This window comes from Euzebyella marina (assembly GCF_003687485.1).
GTDB lineage: Bacteria > Bacteroidota > Bacteroidia > Flavobacteriales > Flavobacteriaceae > Euzebyella > Euzebyella marina.
This window is the reverse complement of record NZ_CP032050.1, coordinates 3,845,113-3,865,382: the sequence shown is the minus strand read 5'-3', so window position 1 is coordinate 3,865,382 and position 20,270 is coordinate 3,845,113. Positions and strand designations below refer to the sequence as shown.

At 41.1% G+C, this 20,270-nt stretch carries 15 protein-coding genes; 9 read left to right on the top strand and 6 right to left on the bottom strand.

What is annotated here, in order from left to right; genetic code table 11:
• Nucleotides 1–52 precede the first annotated feature (52 nt).
• The 3 genes from D1013_RS16565 to D1013_RS16555 are packed head-to-tail and all read right to left on the bottom strand — an operon-like array spanning nt 53 to nt 3,092.
• Nucleotides 53–1,534: a sulfatase gene (locus D1013_RS16565; RefSeq protein WP_121849886.1), complete on the bottom strand. Its 1,482-nt coding sequence runs from the start codon at nt 1,532–1,534 to the stop codon at nt 53–55.
• A gap of 50 nt (nt 1,535–1,584) precedes the next feature.
• Nucleotides 1,585–2,400 (bottom strand): NUDIX hydrolase, encoded by an 816-nt coding sequence (locus D1013_RS20640; protein WP_192466539.1) that lies wholly within the window; start codon nt 2,398–2,400, stop codon nt 1,585–1,587.
• An 8-nt stretch (nt 2,401–2,408) separates the two neighbouring features.
• The gene (locus D1013_RS16555) at nt 2,409–3,092 is read right to left on the bottom strand and encodes a cell division ATP-binding protein FtsE (RefSeq protein ID WP_121849885.1); all 684 of its coding nucleotides are present in this window, start codon (nt 3,090–3,092) and stop codon (nt 2,409–2,411) included.
• A 180-nt stretch (nt 3,093–3,272) separates the two neighbouring features.
• On the opposite strand from D1013_RS16555, the gene D1013_RS16550 reads away from it, so the two are divergent.
• The 4 genes from D1013_RS16550 to D1013_RS16535 all read left to right on the top strand — a co-directional run bounded on the left by D1013_RS16550 (nt 3,273) and on the right by D1013_RS16535 (nt 10,871).
• Nucleotides 3,273–6,296, top strand: a complete 3,024-nt coding sequence (locus tag D1013_RS16550) for a tetratricopeptide repeat protein (RefSeq protein ID WP_121849884.1) — start codon at nt 3,273–3,275, stop codon at nt 6,294–6,296.
• Nucleotides 6,297–6,330: 34 nt separating this feature from the next.
• Nucleotides 6,331–8,130 carry a TonB-dependent receptor gene (locus D1013_RS16545; protein WP_225621415.1) on the top strand — a complete coding sequence of 600 codons (1,800 nt, stop codon included), beginning with the start codon at nt 6,331–6,333 and terminating at the stop codon, nt 8,128–8,130.
• A gap of 165 nt (nt 8,131–8,295) precedes the next feature.
• Entirely contained in the window at nt 8,296–9,675 is a 1,380-nt protein-coding gene (locus D1013_RS16540; protein WP_162987934.1) for a hypothetical protein, read from the top strand.
• Between the two features lie 110 nt (nt 9,676–9,785).
• Complete coding sequence (locus D1013_RS16535) at nt 9,786–10,871, top strand: OmpA family protein (RefSeq protein ID WP_240467921.1); 1,086 nt, start codon at nt 9,786–9,788, stop codon at nt 10,869–10,871.
• Nucleotides 10,872–10,883: 12 nt separating this feature from the next.
• On the opposite strand, the gene D1013_RS16530 is transcribed toward D1013_RS16535, so the two are convergent.
• A complete protein-coding gene (locus D1013_RS16530; RefSeq protein WP_121849882.1) occupies nt 10,884–11,675 on the bottom strand; it encodes an NIPSNAP family protein in 792 nt (263 codons plus the stop codon).
• A gap of 125 nt (nt 11,676–11,800) precedes the next feature.
• On the opposite strand from D1013_RS16530, the gene D1013_RS16525 reads away from it, so the two are divergent.
• Both D1013_RS16525 and D1013_RS16520 read left to right on the top strand, forming a co-directional pair.
• A complete protein-coding gene (locus D1013_RS16525) occupies nt 11,801–12,226 on the top strand; it encodes a DOMON domain-containing protein (protein ID WP_121849881.1) in 426 nt (141 codons plus the stop codon).
• Between the two features lie 13 nt (nt 12,227–12,239).
• A complete protein-coding gene (locus tag D1013_RS16520) occupies nt 12,240–13,856 on the top strand; it encodes an amidohydrolase (RefSeq protein WP_121849880.1) in 1,617 nt (538 codons plus the stop codon).
• Between the two features lie 54 nt (nt 13,857–13,910).
• Here D1013_RS16520 and D1013_RS16515 read toward each other — a convergent pair whose 3' ends face one another.
• Nucleotides 13,911–14,459: a DUF2911 domain-containing protein gene (locus D1013_RS16515; protein ID WP_121849879.1), complete on the bottom strand. Its 549-nt coding sequence runs from the start codon at nt 14,457–14,459 to the stop codon at nt 13,911–13,913.
• Nucleotides 14,460–14,698: 239 nt separating this feature from the next.
• Here D1013_RS16515 and asnB point away from each other — a divergent pair, with 239 nt between their 5' ends.
• Entirely contained in the window at nt 14,699–16,369 is a 1,671-nt protein-coding gene (asnB, locus tag D1013_RS16510; RefSeq protein WP_121849878.1) for an asparagine synthase B, read from the top strand.
• Nucleotides 16,370–16,570: 201 nt separating this feature from the next.
• Entirely contained in the window at nt 16,571–18,526 is a 1,956-nt protein-coding gene (gyrB, locus tag D1013_RS16505) for a DNA topoisomerase (ATP-hydrolyzing) subunit B (RefSeq protein WP_121849877.1), read from the top strand.
• 82 nt (nt 18,527–18,608) lie between these two features.
• On the opposite strand, the gene D1013_RS16500 is transcribed toward gyrB, so the two are convergent.
• Complete coding sequence (locus D1013_RS16500) at nt 18,609–18,986, bottom strand: hypothetical protein (protein WP_225621417.1); 378 nt, start codon at nt 18,984–18,986, stop codon at nt 18,609–18,611.
• Between the two features lie 348 nt (nt 18,987–19,334).
• On the opposite strand from D1013_RS16500, the gene mdh reads away from it, so the two are divergent.
• Nucleotides 19,335–20,261: a malate dehydrogenase gene (gene mdh / locus D1013_RS16495; protein ID WP_121849876.1), complete on the top strand. Its 927-nt coding sequence runs from the start codon at nt 19,335–19,337 to the stop codon at nt 20,259–20,261.
• The last annotated feature ends 9 nt before the right edge of the window (nt 20,262–20,270 follow it).

Here is a 20,270-nt window from a genome sequence, read left to right as displayed (position 1 = left end):
CAAAGTAACGAAATCTTTTGATAGAATGTATTCCATTTCGAGTAAAGCCAAGCTATTCAGGTTGAGAGTAGAGCCCTGTGTTTCCTTTTTCCCAAAGGGGCATCAGGCGTTGCACAAGCTTGGGATTTTGAGCTGCGACGTTTCTTCTTTCCTCAGAACTTTCGGTATGGTCGTACAGTTCTATTACAGGTTGCTCGTCGCTGAAAAATTTGGTGAGTCGATAATGAGGTGTTCGCATGCTTATGCCTCCTTTGAAATAGCTGTAAGCCACCTCAGGTTTTGACATAGGCTGGGAATTCAATAATGGAACAAGACTTTTTCCGTCTAGTTTAGATGAGGTTTCGATATTGGCCATTTCTAACAATGTCGGGTAAATATCGACACTTTCAACTAGGGTGCTAATTTCTCTTTGCTGGTGGTCAATCAGTGGCGATTTTATGATTAAGGTGCTTTTAAGCGCATTATCAAAAAGGGTGTGTTTACCCCACATGCGTTGGTCTCCCAAGTGCCAGCCGTGGTCGCCCCAAACGACAATGATGGTATTTTTATCAAGGCCGGTTTCTTTGAGGTGCTGCAAGAGTTTGCCAACCTGTGCATCTATATAGCTAACGGCAGCTAGGTATGCATGCCTCAGTTTTTTGGCATAGTTGTCTGAAACGGATTTTTCAACAGTGGCTTTTTCATCGCCCAAGGCATATTGGTTGAACTCTCCATTCGAGTTAAGACTTTCTTTGCTAACGTTTTCTGGCAAATTAGGGTTGTCGGAAATTTTAATGCTATCCCTGTCATACAAATCCCAATACTTTTTTGGGGAATTAAAAGGTAGGTGCGGTTTAAAAAAACCGACCCCCATCAAGAAAGGTTTGTTTGATTCTTTAAGTTCTTTCAGTTTTGAAATTGCCAGTTGCGTAGTGAGGCCGTCGGGATATCCATTATCATCGGTATTCCCTGCTTCATAGGGCTTCACCTGCTTGTTAAGACTCTGTCGATTTTCTCCGTTCGCATAGGCGAAAAAGGCATTCCAACCCGTTTTCCACTTGCCGGCATCGAATATCAGTTCGCTCCAACTGTGCGGAAGCTCTTTTTTTGCAGAAGGTTCTTCTTCGTAACCATATACCAATCCATCGGCAGAGTGGGCGATTTTTCCAATTCCGACGGTGTGATACCCAGACATCTTAAATTGATGGATAAAACTCTCCGGTGTAGTACCTTTCGGCTTATTCGATAGTTCAACTTCTATAGCTCTATTGCTTAGGTGAATGGGTTTGTACGGCCTTCTTCCTGTTAGTATGGCATGTCGCGATGCTCCGCATGTGGGCACTTGAACAAAATGATGGGTGAAAAGAGAACCAGCGCCAGCTAATGAATCGAGGTGCGGAGTGATAGCCTGCGAACCCTCATAGGCCCCGAGTTCATTTCGTAGATCATCAACGGCTATAAAAAGAATGTTGGGTCTACGTGGTTCTTTTTGGCCATAACTATTGATGGCAAAAAGAAATATCAAACAGAACAGGAATAGGGGCTTTTCTTGCATGCAACTCGCTTTTGTTTCAAATTACAAAAGGTAGTTAAAAATGCTCTTACCTACACTAGGTCTCCGTTTTCTTTAAGAATATCAAAAATTAGTGTGTCCACTTCAGATACTTTTTCGCGGTCTTCATAGGTAAACCACTGCATTTCTTCAATCTCTGATGCTGGCGCCAAAACGCCCAAGTAAGTTGCCGAATAGCAAGTCATTCTGACCAAAATACCTGGTTTTTGTCCGTCGGCCTGAGCTTCAAAAATGCCAACGAATTGCATACTAGGTAGTTCAATCTGTACGCTAAGTTCTTCCTCTATTTCTCGGAATAGGGTTTGGGCATCCGACTCACCTTTTTGGCGCTTGCCGCCTGGGAGGTAAAACTTTTTGCGGCCTTTGGTTCTAGTGACCAGAATTTTTCCGTCAACGATGTGTATCCATGCCAATTTGTCGATGATATTGGCCGTAGGTTCGATATAATAGTCAATGGAATTCAATGAGTGGTTGGGGTCTATTATATCTAAGATTTTATCGATAAGCTTGCCTTGCCAGGTCAAGGTGCCCAGTTTTTTGTTTCTTCCCAAGGCACTCGAAATGGTTTCATCGCGATTTCCAAATTTATACCCTCCGGGCTGCATCCATAAAGTATTTAAAAGATACTGCATGAGAACATTGCCAAGCTGGTCGACCGAGATGGCAATTTTAAGGAGAAATTCGCCAACACCTTTAAATCCTTTTTTAAAAAGTGAATGGAGGATGCCGTAAACAAACCCTAGTGGCCCGGTGATGACTATCAAAACAATAGCAATCAAAAAGAGCAGTGCCCCGATAAACGGGTTGACCTTTTTGTCGGTGGTATAGGTTCGTTTTTTTAAAATCATGGTTAGAACTAGACGGCTCGCTGAACTACTTCAAAAATTTTGTTGCCGTCACATTTTAAGGTCTTTGAGGGGTACTTTAAAATTAGAGCGTAATCATGGGTGGCCATCAATATCGAACGGCCCGATTTGTGAATTTCTTGAAGCACTTTCATAACCTCGACACTGGTTTGTGGGTCTAGGTTGCCGGTGGGCTCATCGGCTAAAATAAGTTCTGGGTCATTTAGAAGGGCTCTTGCAATGGCTACCCGTTGCTGCTCGCCCCCTGATAGTTCATGTGGAAATTTAAACCCTTTGGTTTTCATCCCTACTTTATCCAACACCTGTTCAATTTTTTGCTGTATTTGGGGTTTGTCCTTCCACCCAGTAGCCTTTAATACAAAATAAAGATTGTTGTTGATGTTTCGGTCGGGCAACAGCTTGAAGTCTTGAAACACGATACCAATTTTTCTTCTTAGGTACGGAATGTCTTTTTCCCTCAATTTCTTCAAGTTGAAGCCAACAATGCTTCCAGTGCCCTTTTGTAAGGGCAGGTCGCCGTACAAGGTTTTCATAAAGCTGCTTTTGCCGCTACCTGTCTTACCTATCAAATAAACGAATTCGCCTTTTTGAACATCAAGGTTTACTTCGCTGAGTACTAGGCTGTCTTTCTGAAAAATGGAAGCCTCTTTAAGCTCTAAAATGGTTTCTGACATAACAGGGGCAAGTAATTTAAGCGCTAATTTTGTTGATATAAAAGTAATAAGTTCAAGGCGAAACCGATAGGCAGTCTAGCAAAAAACTTTTTCTTTTGTTAGGTATTATTTAATAGTCGAAATATACTTTGGTACAATATTCGACGTTATTAAAATTAATAATAAGGTTAGTAGAACACTATGCTGAAAAAAATCACCGCTATGGTTCCCATACTTATGGGAACGGTCGCTATGGGGTTATCCCAAGAGACTAAAATCTATACACACGATCAAAAAGAATATCAAGACGCCTTAGCGCTTTACCACAATGAGCAGTATCAAGCTGCTCAATCTATTTTTTCAAAGGTCAAGGATAACACCAAAGATTTAGAGACGAAGGCCAATAGTGCCTATTATGAGGCAAATGCAGCTGTGCGTTTGAATCAGTTGGGTGCCGACCGTTTAATGGAAGATTTTGTAGAGAACTACCCCACTTCGACCAAACGAAATTCTGCTTTTGCCGATGTGGCCGAATACTATTTTGAGACTGGTAAGTACCCCTATGCCCTTAAATGGTACAACAAGGTAGATCAAGGGGCTCTATCCAGAAAGGAAATGGACAAGTTCAATTTTAATTATGGGTATTCTTTATTCTCTTCGGGCAAGCAAAAAGAAGCCCAGCGTTATCTGCAAAAGGTAGAGAATTCGCAAGTTTATGGTTCTCAGGCTAAGTATTATCAGGGCTATATCGCCTATCAGCAAGATGATTATGAAACGGCCAATCAGCGTTTTGATGAAATTAAGGATCCTGAAATTCTAGAAGAAAAGATGGATTACTATCAAGCAGATATGAATTTCAAGCTGGGCAAGTTCGAAGATGCCATCGCATTGGCCAAACGACAAATGGCCAAAGGAGACCGTAGGGAGAAATCGGAACTGAGCAAAATCATCGGTGAGAGTTACTTTAACTTGGGTCAATATGCCAATGCCATTCCATATCTAGAAGATTACCAAGGCAAGGGAGGTAAATGGAGCAATACGGACTACTACCTATTAGGATATTCTTATTACAAGCAAGGTGATTATGCCAATGCCGTTCAACAGTTCAACAAGATAATCGATGGCACCAATAGCGTATCGCAAAATGCATACTACCACCTAGCGGAATGCTATTTAAAACTTGATAAAAAACAGGAAGCGTTAAACGCCTTTAGAAATGCCTCTCAGATGAATTTTTCGCAAGAAATTCAAAAAGACGCCAACCTTAACTACGCGCGTTTGAGCTATGAAATAGGCAATGCTTACGAACCAGTGCCCAAGGTGATTACGGACTATTTGTCTAAATACACCAATGACAGCCATACCGAAGAGATGCAAAATCTTCTGGTAGACTCTTACATTACTTCAAAAAACTTTGAAGGGGCGATGGAATTGTTGGAAAAAAACAGAAACTATGCCAGTAAAGAAACCTATCAAAAGGTGGCATATTATAGAGGGATAGAACTTTTCATGAATGACGAGTACGCGGCTGCCGCCGATAATTTTAAGAAGTCGTTGGATAATGCTGAAAACTCTTTATTTAAAGCCCGTGCCAGTTATTGGAAGGCCGAATCTGAGTATTTGATGAATAATTTTGATGCCGCTCTGACAGATTATTTGAGTTTTAAACAAAATCCTTCTTCGAGTTCAACCGAAATGTCAAAAGACCTTAGCTATAACTTGGCTTACACCTACTTTAAGTTGAAAGACTATACCAATGCTATCAGCAACTTTAGTGATTTTACGAGTTCTGGAACCAATGACACTCAGAAACTTTATGATGGTTATTTACGCTTAGGAGATAGCTATTTTGTAACCAGTAAGTATTGGCCGGCCATTGAAACATATAACAAGGCACTGGCTTTGACCGGTCCTGAAAAAGACTATGCCGCTTACCAAAAGGCTATCAGCTATGGTTTTGTCGATAGAAGAGATTCAAAAATTGAAGAATTAAGGTCTTTTGTTTCTAAATATTCCCGTTCTACTCTTAAAGATGATGCTCTTTTTGAGTTGGCCAACACTTTAGTGTCTGCCGGGCAAGAGCAGCAGGGGTTACAGACCTATGATAGAATGATCAATGAATTTAAAGGCAGTTCTTTGGTGCCCCAGGCGATGATGAGACAAGGGTTGGTTCATTACAACGCCAGTAGAAATGAACAGGCACTTAGCAAATTCAAAACGGTCGTACATAACTTCCCCAATACCCAAGAGGCTATTCAGGCCGTATCTACCGCAAAATTGATTTACGTTGATATGGGCCGTGTCGATGAATATGCTGAGTGGGTCAAAGGGGTAGATTTTGTTGAGGTGACCGATACCGAACTTGACAATGCTACTTTTGAGTCTGCCGACAAACAAAACATGGAAGGCAAGAAGGATGCCGCCATGAGAGGTTACGAAAAGTATATTCAACAATTTCCTAATGGTCTAAATTCGGTAAAGGCCAATTTTAACTTAGCGCAGTTGTATTTTGCTAAAGGAGATAAAGAAAAGGCCCTGCCATATTACAAGTTCGTAGCCGATAAAGCGGGTAGTGAGTATGCCGAGCAATCATTGACAAGGGTTTGCGAAATATATATTGGCAAAGATGACTATACTTCGGCCCTGCCATATCTTGAAAGATTAGAGGCTCAAGCAGATATTCAACAGAATAGAACTTTTGCCCAATCGAACCTGATGAAGGGGTATTATGGTCAAAAGAATTATGACCGCACCTTGGCCTATGCCGAGAAGGTGCTCGCCACTTCAAACATTGACAATCGTATTAAGAGTGATGCCCATATCATGATTGCCAGATCGGCAATCGCCACAGGAAATGAGGCCAAAGCCAAGTCGGCCTATGCTACTGTATTAAAAATTGCTACTGGGGCGACCGCAGCTGAAGCTCTTTTTTACGATGCTTACTTTAAGAACCAAGAGCAAGACTTTGAGTCATCGAACATCTCTGTTCAGAAGTTGGCCAAAGACTACTCAAGCTATAAAGAGTGGGGCGGTAAAGGCCTAGTGATTATGGCGAAGAACTTCTACGCTCTGGGCGATGCCTATCAAGCTACCTATATTTTAGACAGTGTAATATCGAATTTCAGTCAGTTTCCGGAAGTGGTTGCAGAGGCCAAGGGCGAACTGTCGATAATCAAAGCCAAAGAAGCGCAAAGTAATTCTTCGGTTAGAACCGATGGCCAATAAAATGAATTGTTTGATCGAAAGAATTTTCGGGAACATGAAAACTGAGAAAAGAACATTAATGAAAGAATTTAGAATGTATAAAAAGATTTGCCTTTTGGGGGCAATGGTTTTCGGCTGCGGCCAATTCGCCTTCGCGCAGGAAGATGAAAATGAAGATGATGATATCGGAACGGAAACAGTTACTGTTACTAAAGCGTATACCCCAACGATTAACGACGCCTTCAAAATCAAATCGACACCTAATTTGAACGATTCGATTGTTCTTCAGAAAAAGAAAATAGAATACAATATATTTTCGGTACCGGTAGCTTCGACTTTTACGCCTGCTAAAGGAAAAGCATCGGCAGTACAGAAAACACCCCCTCCCGTATTGTATAATTCGTATGCTTCAGCTGGAGGAGGTAATCCTGCAAACGTAATGGCAAAGTTTTATACCAGTCGCACTATTGATCGCGAATCCGGATACACTATCGGGTTGGACCATAACTCTTCTAGAGGTGATATTGATGGTGTGGCTTTGGATAATGTTTTTTCCAACACCAAACTAGATGCTTCCTACGTAAAAAGAGACAGAGATTATGATTGGGGTGTCGACGTTGATGCGCAGCATCAACTATACAATTGGTACGGAATCGAAAACGGAGCTTTTACAGAAGCTATAGTCAATTCGATAGATGAGAGGCAAAACTATTATATGGCCGGGGTGTCAGGGCAAATTAGCGCTGAAGACTCTTATTTTGAAAATGCGAAATTACAGTACCGCCGTTTTTGGGATGCCGTTAAATCAGGTGAGAACCGAGCTGTCTTCAACACAGGTTTTGCTTTTCCAGTTGCCGATGAGGTGTTGGCCATAAAAGCCAATGTCGATTTTGTAAACGGTAAATTTGAAAACTCAAGCCTGAACAATGCAGATAGCCAGCCTGGTATCGATTATAGTAATCTTCAGGTAGGTATTAGTCCGAACTTGAGAATGCTCGGGGATGATTTTGCTCTCAATTTAGGGGTGAACTTGGTATACGGCCTAGATTTGGAAAATAGCGATAGTAATTTTTACATTTATCCAGCAGTGACTGCTTCCTATAACTTAATGGATGAGCTAGCCATCGTTTACGGTGGTGTACAAGGTGGGCTTGTTCAAAATTCTTATTACGGCTATGTAGAGGAAAACCCATATGTGTCACCAACTTTGAGTATACAACCTACCGATAAACAATATGATGGTTATGTGGGTCTGAAGGGGCAATTGCTTCCTAATCTGAGTTACAACGTAAAGGCGTCGTACACGGCTGAAAATAGAAAACCGTTGTTCAAGCTGAATCCGCAGAACACTACAAGAGATGACGAGAAAGGTTATTTCTACGGAAATTCTTTTGAAGTTTTTTATGACGATTTAAAAACTATTGGGGTATTCGGAGAATTGAATGTTGATGTCAATCGTAATTTCACTTTAGGGGTAAACGCTCAATATTTCAATTACAGTACAGAAACCGATAACCCCGCCTGGAACCTGCCAGAATTGACAGGGTCTTTGTTTATGGACTATCAGATAGGCGAAAAATGGTATGCCGGTGCGAACCTATTCTATGTGGGTAGTCGAGAAGATTTAGCATCGATAGCGAATGCTTCAGGTCTGCCATCTACTTTTGACTTTGAAATTGTAGAGCTTGACTCTTATTTCGATGCTAATGCTCATATAGGTTACCGATGGAACGATCAGCTTTCGTTTTTTCTTAAGGCAGCGAATATTGCGAACAATAACTATTTGAGATGGGCCAACTATCCGGTGCAAGGGTTGCAAATTTTGGCAGGAGCCACCTACAAGTTCGATTTTTAATTTTTAGGTCTTAACCGATTATTTCAGAAGGTGGTCTATTCTAATCTATGTATTCTTGGTTATTGGCTATTTTCGTCTTTTATGCTTTAGGTAACCGTTATTGCTATGATTGGTCTTAAATTCTCATCTCACTTATTTTTTTCAAAGTTTAAATTTTTGGTGCTAATGCTGCTCGTCATTGTTGCGGCATGTAAATCGGATAATGGCAGCGATGCCCCAAGTGATTTGGACTCGGATGGTGATGGAATAAGCGATGAGCAGGAGACTTTGAACGGTACCAATAAGAACAACCCTTGTGACCCCAAACCAAGTTCTGGATATACGGGTTATGATGCGAACAATACAGTTTGGTTGGCGGCCGATTGCGATACCGATGGTGTCACCAATGCACAAGAGCTTACCGATGGTACTGATCCTTTTGTCAACGAGCAAAGGGATTCAGATGGTGATGGGGTTGCCGACTTTCAAGAAGATGCTGATGGTACCGATAAGAATGACCCATGCGACCCGGTTCAAAATGAGAATTATGAGGGCTACAATTCGGGTAATAGTACTTGGGCCAATTCAGATTGTGATGGTGATGGAGTAAATAATGGAGATGAAGTATCTGCAAGCACTAATCCCTATCTTGACGATACGGTTTTTGCGATAGCCGAATTTTTACCGAAGTTGTCAGAACTGCAAATTTTTAGGGGTAACGTATCTGATTTAATTCCACACAGTACTACCCATGAATATAGTTTGAGTACCCCTCTGTATTCTGATTATGCCCTTAAATTCCGAACTATTTCCTTGCCAGAAGGTGGTCAGATGACCTACAATGGAGATGGATTATTGCAATTTCCCGATGGTTCTGTAATCACAAAAACTTTTTATTATTTAAATGATGAGCGAAATCCGTCTGCCGGTAGAAAGTTGATTGAAACACGATTGCTTATAAAAAATAATGGAGTATGGAGCATGGGTAACTATCTCTGGAACGAAGAACAGACAGATGCTACTTTCTCCAATAGTGCGCCTGTAGTTTCAGTTAACTGGATCGATAACAATGGGCAGTCGCAGTCGGTATACTATCAGGTGCCGTTTTCAATTAACTGTACCCAATGTCATGAGGTGGGCAATACATCTATACCCATCGGACCGAAAGCTAGAAACTTGAATTTTGTATTCAAGGGAGAAAACCAACTGCAATATTTTATTGATAAAGGGTTGCTTGCCGGTGCCCCACAGCTATCGGAAATTGATGCTTTACCTGCTTGGGATGACCTTTCTTTCTCTCTTGAAGAACGGGCCAGAGCTTACATTGATGTGAATTGCGCCCACTGTCATCAACCGGGCGGGCTCCATAATTCGAATACGACCGGCCGGCCTGATTTTCGATTCGAAATATCTGCAGGGGGAGCAACCTTTGGTGGTTTTGAAGAGGATATCAAGAGCAGAACGTCAACATTGCCGGCCTACGGACCATCGATGCCACTAATAGGTATTACCGAAATTCACACGGAAGGAATAGACCTTATTCATGAGTATATGGATAGTCTGTAATCCATGCCATAGGGCCAGCATTCCAATATTTTCTATTTTTAGGGCACGTACTTTTTTCGGAAATGCCAGCCATGCACCCTAAGTTAGTTGTTAGTTTTAGCTTTCTCTGTTTGAAAGCACTGTTTGTGTATTCACAAAATTTAGTACCCAATCCTAGTTTTGAGATATATAAAAGTTGTCCTGAGCGATTGGGCAATCTTCATTCTGATGTGGCCCATTGGTCGGCCCCTACAAGCGGTTCGACTGATTATTTTAATGGGTGTAGCACTGCTATGGGTACGCCAGAGAACTTTAATGGAGCTCAAGCGGCCAACTTTGGGGTAGGGTATGCGGGTATGTATTTTTATGCTCCGGAAGATTATCGAGAGTACTTACAAGTGAAATTGACGCACCCTCTCGTAAAAGGAAAAAAGTACGAAGTGTCTTTTTATGTGAGTCTTGCCGAACGTTCTGATTTTGCTATTAAAGAGTTCGGGGTTCTTTTTGCTAAAGACTCGTTATGGGCAAAAATTACCAAAGAACTTTCAAAAAGAAAATTGTACCAGCAAGCGAACAATAAGTACAATGCTTTAGAGATAGGTTATAGCAATTTTTATTCCGATACCCAAGACTGGATCTTGGTTCACACTCAATTCGAGGCAAAGGGTTCTGAGCGTTATCTCATACTAGGTAATTTCAAGAGCAATAGTAGAACTAGACTGTTTAAGACCAAGAAAAATGCCAAGCAGGGAGCTTATTATTATGTTGATATGATTTCGGTAACACCTTCGAATGTAAATGGAAACGGAGACTTGGTCGTGAAGAATGATATAAATCCCCATCAAACCATTCAGTTGGGTAAAGCCCAAGTTTTTCAGAATGTTCTTTTTCTTTTTAATGAATCGTACTTATCGAAAGAAGCAAGAGGTGAGCTGCAATCTGTATCGGATTATTTGCGTGAGAATAGAGAATATATTATTACTATTAGGGGCTTTACCGATAACCAAGGTTCAAAGAAGCATAATCAAAACCTTTCGACTCGAAGGGCCAAAACCGTCGCTCGATTTCTTACGGATATGGGCCTTTCTAAAAAACGAATCAAATGGTACGGTTACGGGGCGGAAAATCCGATAGCCGACAATCTTACTGAAGAGGGTAGGGCGCTAAATAGAAGGGTGGAGTTCTTAATTGAAGCCCCACCCTTTGATACTGATTAAAATAATTGATTTTTAGTAATCGGAATATTCAGTTGGGTACAATAATAACTTATCGGCCTTATTCATGTTATTCTGATACTTAGGTTCGTTTTTCAATACGCCCCACTTATCAGAACCGAAAAAAGCTTCCCATTTGGCATCTCTTGTTTTCATATCAGGAAATGTAGTCATGTACATAAGGTTAGGCATACTATCCCCTGAAATAACTTCTGCATAAAAAACGGCGTTGAAATCCAATGATTCAAATAACTCGACTTCCCCACCAGCATTGAACATATCTACTTTATTCAGATAGGTTGCTTCCGTTGGCGATTCATAACTTCTTAGTTCGTAAACCCTGTCTTTTCTGGGGCCAGTCAGTTTCGAGGCTTCCATTTTGGGCATTTCGGCAAAAGCACGCATTAAAACCGAGTTGATTCGTTGGTAGGGCGGGTTGTCAAATGCAGCATTGATGTAATCGGTACCAGCCTTTTGGTAGGTTGGATCATTGGCCAATTTACTATCAAGACCTTCGAATTCGCCTAAATCATTAAACGGAATCAAAACAAAAATTTTATCGGCGATTAGATAGTTGTTAGGCCTAAATTTAAAGACCCCTACATCTTTGATTCCTGCCTTTTTAAGGGCGGGTAGAAAGGCATCTTTGAGGTACGCATCCATTCTAGATTCTTGGGCTTCATCTTTAAGGGTGTAGGTCTTGAGTTGGTAGTACTGTCTTTTTGCCTGTTGGGCCGTTAAGCTGTTGGAATAAAATAATACAGCAAATAAAAGGGTAAACGATTTAATGATAATTGAAGTTTTCATATAGTAGTTTTGGTTTGAAGAGTATCCAAACTTAATGAAGATCACTCATAAAACCTATTGTCGGCTACTCGGCGACCATTGATATCATAAAACTCTTATCTTTAGTTATATTAAAACATTTTCCTATGAAAAGTAAAACGCTTAAAATTCTTCTTTTCGGCTTGTGCTGTATCGGTTTTGGTTCCTCTACTTCTGTGGCCAATGATAATTCTAAAACCATGTTTTATGGCTATGCTGATATTCAAACAATAGTCAATGACCTGGTAGGTATTTGGCAGTACACTGTCGATAATGCCCCGCCAGAATACAGTAAAGGTGTAATTGTTATCAAGAATGAGACAGATTCATATGCTGTTGAGGTTCAAATACCCGCCGGCACTTTGCAAGGCTCCAACGTTAATGTTGATGGTTCCCAAATCAGTTTCGAACTAAATATCGAAGGAACTGTTTTTACAGTAAAACTGATTGCCGATGGCGATACTATTTCTGGGGAGAGTTTTTCGTATGATGGGTCGTACGGCATTTCAGGAACCCGAGTTAAACCACAATAATCGACTTTTTTTGATGCATAGATTTGTACTGATTCTTTTTGTGTTATTTCTTTCTTGTAACCAAGAAAAGGAAGTGGTCGATTTAATCATCGTCAATGCCAAAATCTATACTGTTGATAATGATTTTTCAGTTGCAGAGGCATTTGCTGTTAAGGATGGAAAATTTATAGAAATAGGTACTTCTGAGGAAATTGAGGAAAAATACCGGTCTGAGAAAAGAGTAGATGCCGAAGGCAAAGCAATCACTCCGGGCCTCATTGATGCCCATTGCCATTTTTATGCTTTGGGCCTTAATCAGCAAACGGTTGATTTGACCGGTACTAAAAGCTATGTGGAGGTTCTTCAAAGAGTAAAGGATTTTCAAGCTAAGAACCAGAAACAATTTATAGTTGGTAGAGGATGGGACCAAAATGATTGGCCGGTTAAGGAGTTTCCTGACAAGAAGGAGCTTGATGAACTCTTTCCTGATACTCCGGTGGTATTGGGACGAATAGACGGTCACGCCCTTTTGGTCAATTCAGCAGCTTTGGATCTTGCTAAAATTGATGAGAGCACAAGAGTAACCGGTGGCGAAATTGTAAGAGGGAAGAATGGTCTTTCGGGCGTTCTTATCGATAACCCTATGAATCTAATCGAAAAGGTCATTCCTGAAAATTCCCTTAGTACAAGAATAAAAGCTTTGAAAGATGCAGAAAGTATTTGTGTCGGCTATGGGTTGACAACCGTTAATGACGCCGGTATTGACCGCTCTACTATAGAGCTTATCGATAGCTTGCAACAGGCCGGGGAACTTTCCATTAGGGTTTATGCGATGATCAGCAATAATGAAGATGATGTTGATTATTTTATTTCTCAGGGCCCATTAAAAACAGAAAGGTTGAATGTTCGATCTGTCAAAGTATACGGAGATGGGGCATTAGGCTCAAGAGGAGCAGCCCTAAAAAAAGAATATTCTGATAAGCAAGGTCATTTTGGCGCTATGGTAACCCCTGTCGATGCGATTGGTGAATTGGCCCAAAAGATGGCGAAATCGGAATTTCAAATGAATACCCATGCCATCGGTGATTCGGCCAACGCTGTCGTGTTGAGGGCTTACAAAGATGCTCTGGGTAATCAAAAGGACAGGCGATGGAAAATTGAGCATGCACAGGTGATAGACGAAATTGATTTCAATTTTTTTGAGGAAGGCATAATTCCTTCGGTTCAGCCTACACATGCTACAAGTGATATGTATTGGGCAGAAGACCGATTGGGGCATCAGCGGATAGAGGGTGCTTATGCATATAAAACACTCTTGGATAAGGCGGGCATAATCGCATTGGGTACTGATTTTCCCGTGGAACAGGTAAGTCCGTTTCTGACCTTTTATGCGGCTGTTGCGAGAAAAGACTTAGAAGACTATCCAGAAGGCGGTTTTCAAAAACAGGATGCCTTGACCCGTGAGGAAGCCCTAAGGGGCATGACTATCTGGGCGGCCTATTCTAATTTTGAGGAGAATGAAAAGGGTAGTATAGAGAATGGGAAGTTTGCCGATTTTGTCATTTATGATAAAGATATGATGACCATTACGTTAAGTGAAATACCTTCGGTAAAAGCCCAGCAAACCTATATAGGCGGAAAACTTCAATAAATAAAAAACCGAGGTATGAAGCCTCGGTTTTTTAAAATTATCCAATTCTGTTATTTACATTTTGGTAAAACTGATAGGTACGGCAACTCTTGTTTTGTCCCAACCCATTACTAAGTTAGCACCGTCTTCGGCATCTTCAAATGCGATTGAAAATTCTTCTAAAGAACTACCATCGGCTTTGCTAGGTACTTTTACCCTTGCTACGTCAGCTCCTTCCTCATAGGAATAAGCCCCCCATTGGTTAAGATTTTTGTTTAGAATCACTGTCCACTCACCATTTCCTGGTACAGTGAACAAAGAATAAATACCGGCCTTGATATCTTTCCCTCCAAATGTGGCATCGGTGTAAAACTGAATTTCGGCAGCTTCATTGGCACCGGTTCGCCATACTTTACCTGCTGGTGCCAGCTCGGCCAATGACCTTCCTTTTAGTTGGGGTCTGCTGTAAATGACCCTGACCGTTTTATTCGATATTTTGTAATCGTTGGGGTAAGAGGCCATGTCCATAGGGCTCTTGTCAAGACCACTAAATTTTTGGGCAGTAGCTTCGACCGTAAAAATCATGGCAAAGGCCAGAATTGCAATAAATGATAGGTTTTTCATAATCGTGAGAATGTTTTGAATAAAACTAGTTAGTTAACAATATATACTTTACTAAAGAGTCGTTAAAATTAATTCATCTTACAAAAAGTTCGATTATTACTAGAATAATTAATTTACCATTTCAATATGTTGATATAATTGCTTAAAAAGTTTTTATGTGTAATCTAAAATAGAAATGTGTTTTATAATTGAAATTATAAGTCCATCTTTGCTTTCAAATTACTAATAATTACAATGATATGTGCGGAATTGTATGTGCCTTTGATTTAAAGGAAAGTTCAGAAGCCTTAAGGCCACAGTTGCTTGAGATGTCTAAAAAAGTTAGACATCGTGGACCGGATTGGAGTGGTATTTATGCAGATGAGAAAGCTATCTTGGCTCATGAGCGTTTGGCCATTGTAGACCCGGCATCGGGTAAACAGCCTTTGTTCAGTGAAGATGGTAAACTTGTTTTAGCGGCCAATGGTGAGATATATAACCATAGAGAGTTGCGAAAGCAATTTGAGGGTAAATACAATTTCAAGACCGAATCTGATTGTGAGGTTATCTTGGCATTGTATCAAGAAAAGGGAGCTTCGTTTATAGATGAGATGAACGGTATTTTCGGTTTTGCAATTTATGATGCCGAGAACGATTCTTATTTTATAGCTCGTGACCATATGGGAATTATTCCCCTGTATATCGGGTGGGATCAGAACGGTACTTTTTATGTTGCTTCTGAGTTAAAAGCACTGGAAGGTACTTGTTCAAAGATTGAACTATTTCCTCCCGGTCATTACCTTCATAGCGATGATGGCGAGTTTAAAAGATGGTATTCACGTGACTGGATGGAATATGATGCAGTAAAGGAAAATGAGACCAGTATTCAAAAAATAAAGGAAGCCCTAGAGGCGGCAGTGCACCGTCAATTAATGTCTGATGTACCCTATGGGGTTTTATTGTCAGGAGGGCTTGATTCTTCGGTTACTTCTGCCATTGCCAAAAAATATGCGCAAAAGAGAATCGAGTCAGGGGACACGGCCGATGCTTGGTGGCCTCAACTACATTCATTTTCCGTAGGTCTAGAAGGTTCTCCTGATTTGGCTGCGGCACAAAAAGTGGCCGACCATATCGGTACGGTGCATCACGAGATTAAATTTACCATTCAAGAAGGTTTAGATGCCATTAAAGATGTTATCTACAACCTAGAGACCTATGATATCACTACCATTCGTGCGTCTACACCTATGTACCTAATGGCACGTGTCATTAAATCGATGGGTATCAAAATGGTACTTTCGGGTGAAGGTGCAGATGAGCTTTTCGGTGGTTATCTATACTTTCATAAGGCGCCTAACGCCCAAGAGTTTCATGAGGAAACGGTTAGAAAGTTAAGCAAGTTGCATATGTACGACTGCTTGAGAGCCAATAAATCTTTGGCTGCTTGGGGTATTGAAGGTAGGGTTCCGTTTTTAGATAAAGAGTTTATTGATGTAGCGATGAGCATCAATCCTCAAGATAAAATGATCAACGGAGAGCGTATGGAGAAGTGGGTTGTGCGTAAAGCTTTCGAAGATTACCTTCCGGCAAGCGTTGCATGGAGACAGAAAGAGCAATTCTCTGATGGAGTTGGTTACAGTTGGATCGATACTTTGAAAGAAATCGTAAATGCCGAAGTAAGCGACGAGCAATTGTCCAACGCTAAATATCGTTTCCCTATTCAAACTCCAACATCAAAAGAAGAGTTTTACTATCGATCGATATTCGAATCTCACTTTCCTTCAGATGCAGCGGCATTGAGCGTTCCGCAAGAAGCGTCGGTAGCCTGTAGCACACAAATTGCACTGGAGTGGGATGAAGCGTTCAAGAATATGAACGACCCGTCTGGTAGAGCTGTGGCCAAAGTGCACACAGATGCCTACGTCAAATAAAAAAGTTATGTGTTTGTTATAATATGGCCCCGTCAGTCGATTGCTGACGGGGTTTTATTTTTTGTACTTGCAAAAGGGTAATTTTCCACAATATTTGTTGATAACTTAGAGGTTAATAAAGTGCTAAAACCCTATATTCTATAGGGTATTCCGTATATTTGCGAGATTGCCAAAAATTAAGTCTAACAACCTGTTAATTTTATGAGCGAAGAAGCGAATAGCAAAGACGAAAACAAGAAAAAATATTCGGCGGACAGTATCCAGGCCCTTGAAGGTATGGAGCACGTGCGCATGCGCCCCTCGATGTATATTGGTGATGTTGGTGTCAGGGGTCTTCACCATTTGGTCTATGAAGTGGTCGATAACTCTATCGATGAGGCCATGGGTGGGTATTGTGATAAAATAAGCGTTATCATCAACGAAGACAACTCCATTACCTGTCAAGATAACGGTAGGGGTATTCCTGTTGATTTACATAAGAAAGAAGGTATTTCTGCACTTGAGGTCGTAATGACTAAAATTGGTGCCGGTGGTAAGTTCGATAAAGATTCCTATAAGGTTTCGGGTGGTCTTCACGGTGTGGGGGTTTCCTGTGTTAATGCCCTTTCGAACCATTTGAAAGCTACCGTCCATAGAGACGGTAAGGTTTGGGAGCAGGAATATGAAAGGGGGAAGTCACTTTATCCTGTAAAAAGTGTCGGAGAAACCAATGAAACGGGTACGATAGTAACCTTCATACCTGATGATACCATCTTTACGCAAACAACCGAATATAGCTATGAAACGCTTTCAAATAGAATGCGCGAGCTATCCTTTTTGAATAAAGGGGTAACCATTAGTATTACCGATAGGCGCCACAAAGATGAGAACGGTGAGTTTGTTTCCGAAACGTTTTATTCGGATGCCGGTCTTAGCGAGTTCGTTAAGTTTTTGGATGGTACAAGAGAACCATTGATTCAAAGCGTTATTTCTATGGAAGGGGAGAAAAACGATATTCCCGTTGAAGTAGCGATGATTTATAACACTAGCTATACCGAAAACCTGCATAGCTACGTGAACAATATCAATACCCATGAAGGAGGTACACACCTTTCAGGCTTTAGAAGGGGTCTTACAACGACCCTGAAGAAATATGCCGATTCATCGGGTATGTTGGATAAACTAAAGTTCGAAGTACAAGGAGACGACTTTAGAGAGGGTCTTACCGCAATTGTATCGGTGAAGGTAGCTGAACCTCAATTTGAGGGCCAGACGAAGACTAAATTGGGTAACAGAGAGGTTTCTGCCGCAGTAAGTCAGGCGGTTTCTGAAATGTTGACCGACTATTTAGAGGAGCATCCTGATGATGCCAAGGTAATCGTTCAGAAGGTTATTTTGGCCGCGCAAGCCAGACATGCCGCTACCAAGGCTAGGGAAATGGTACAGCGAAAAACGGTCATGAGCATTGGTGGTTTGCCAGGTAAATTATCTGACTGCTCAGAACAAGACCCTGCGCAATGTGAAGTTTTTCTTGTTGAGGGTGATTCTGCAGGTGGTACGGCCAAAATGGGACGTGACCGTCGTTTTCAGGCAATTTTGCCGTTACGAGGTAAGATTTTGAACGTTGAGAAGGCCATGCAGCACAAGGTTTTCGAAAATGAGGAAATCAAGAATATCTATACGGCCTTAGGTGTTACCATAGGTACTGAAGAGGATAGTAAGGCATTGAACCTCGAAAAATTACGCTATCATAAAGTAGTCATCATGTGTGATGCCGATGTCGATGGTAGCCATATCGAAACCCTTATTTTGACCTTTTTCTTCCGCTATATGAGAGAATTGATTGAAGGGGGGCACGTCTATATTGCTACACCGCCATTGTATTTGGTGAAAAAGGGCAATAAGAAACGTTATGCTTGGTCAGATAAGGAACGTGATGAGATTGCAAAGAGCTATAGTGGAGGTGTGAACATTCAGCGCTATAAGGGTCTGGGTGAGATGAACGCTGAGCAGTTGTGGGATACTACAATGAATCCTGAGTTTAGAACTTTAAGGCAAATTACCATCGATAATGCGACGGAAACCGATCGTGTTTTCTCTATGTTAATGGGCGATGAGGTGCCACCACGTAGAGACTTTATTGAACGAAATGCAGTTTATGCGAATATAGACGCGTAAACTTGACTGAAATTATTTAAAATAAAAAGCCGCCATCGAAAATTGATTGCGGCTTTTTCGCGTATTTGAACCTAGTATAAAATTATTCTTTGGTGGCAAATGTGTTTCCTTGGGCGTCGGCCAAAACTGAGCTTCCGCTGACCGATTGCATTGATACATGTTCTTCGGGCATGTCAGTACCAGGGTATGTTATAGTGTACACATTGTCCTCCATACTCCATTTAAAGTCGGTTTTGAACGTGATGGAACCATTTGTTTTTTCGTGATACCTACCTAAATAAGCGTCGTTGAAGATCCATTCTTGTCTAATGGTTTGTTGTTTGGCAGTAGTACTGGCTGCTTTTACTTCCACATCCGTCCAAATGCCAATAACTTCATCATTGTTTTCGGGAATTCGGGAGCAGTTACTTGCCAAAACGATGGCAACGATGCCGAGCAATGAAAAAAGCTTTTTCATCATGTAGGTTTTTTTGATTCGGGGTTTATACATTCTAGAACGGTACTTTCTCGACGGCTATTATTAAAATTCGATGTACGGTACCTTTTTGCTTTTATCTTCGTTGAACGGTGTTAATTTTTAACAAGAATGCATTTCATCGATGCTTTTCCTCGGATCGGAAATATGAGAATTAGCTATGTTTTTAAATCGGTATTCCTTTAAGATTCATTATTTTTGAAATCTTTCGATTTACGGGCTGTTGAAATGAAATTTTCACTTTGAAACGAGGTGATTTTGTCTGATATCACATCTGTGTTACTCGAAAGAAAATTGAACAAATAAATACTGTTAAACTATAAAAAAGTAAACATGAAAGTTACCGTAGTAGGGGCTGGGGCAGTTGGTGCAAGCTGTGCCGAATATATTGCCATTAAAAATTTCGCTTCAGAAGTTGTATTGCTGGATATTAAAGAAGGATATGCCGAAGGTAAGGCGATGGATTTGATGCAGACCGCGTCATTGAACGGATTTGATACCAAGATAACCGGTGTTACCAACGACTATTCTCAAACCGCCAATAGTGACATAGCGGTTATTACTTCAGGAATACCAAGAAAACCAGGTATGACCCGCGAAGAATTAATCGGCATCAACGCTGGTATCGTTAAATCGGTAGCTTCTAGTTTGATTGAACACTCACCCAACGTTACCATGATTGTGGTTAGTAACCCAATGGATACGATGACTTATCTCGTTCATAAAACTACCAATCTGCCCAAAAACAAGATTATAGGTATGGGTGGTGCTCTAGATAGCGCAAGGTTCAAATACCGTTTGGCCGAGGCTTTAGAAGCGCCAATTTCTGATGTTGATGGTATGGTAATCGGTGGTCATAGCGATGTGGGTATGGTGCCTTTAACGTCGCATGCTACAAGAAACAGTATTAAGGTATCTGAATTTCTTTCAGAAGATAGGCTTCAACAGGTTGCTGAAGATACCAAAGTAGGCGGGGCCACTTTGACCAAGCTTTTAGGAACCAGTGCTTGGTATGCCCCTGGAGCGGCAGTATCAGGTTTGGTACAAGCCATTGCCTGTGACCAGAAAAAAATCTTTCCTTGTTCTACCTTCTTGGAGGGTGAATACGGTTTAGATGATATCTGTATCGGGGTACCGGTTATATTAGGTAAAGACGGTATCGAGAAAATAGTAGATGTACCTTTAAGTGATGCCGAGAAAGCTAAGATGAAAGAAAGTGCAGAAGGTGTTAGAAAAACAAACGGTCTTCTAGAAGTATAAGTCTTCCAG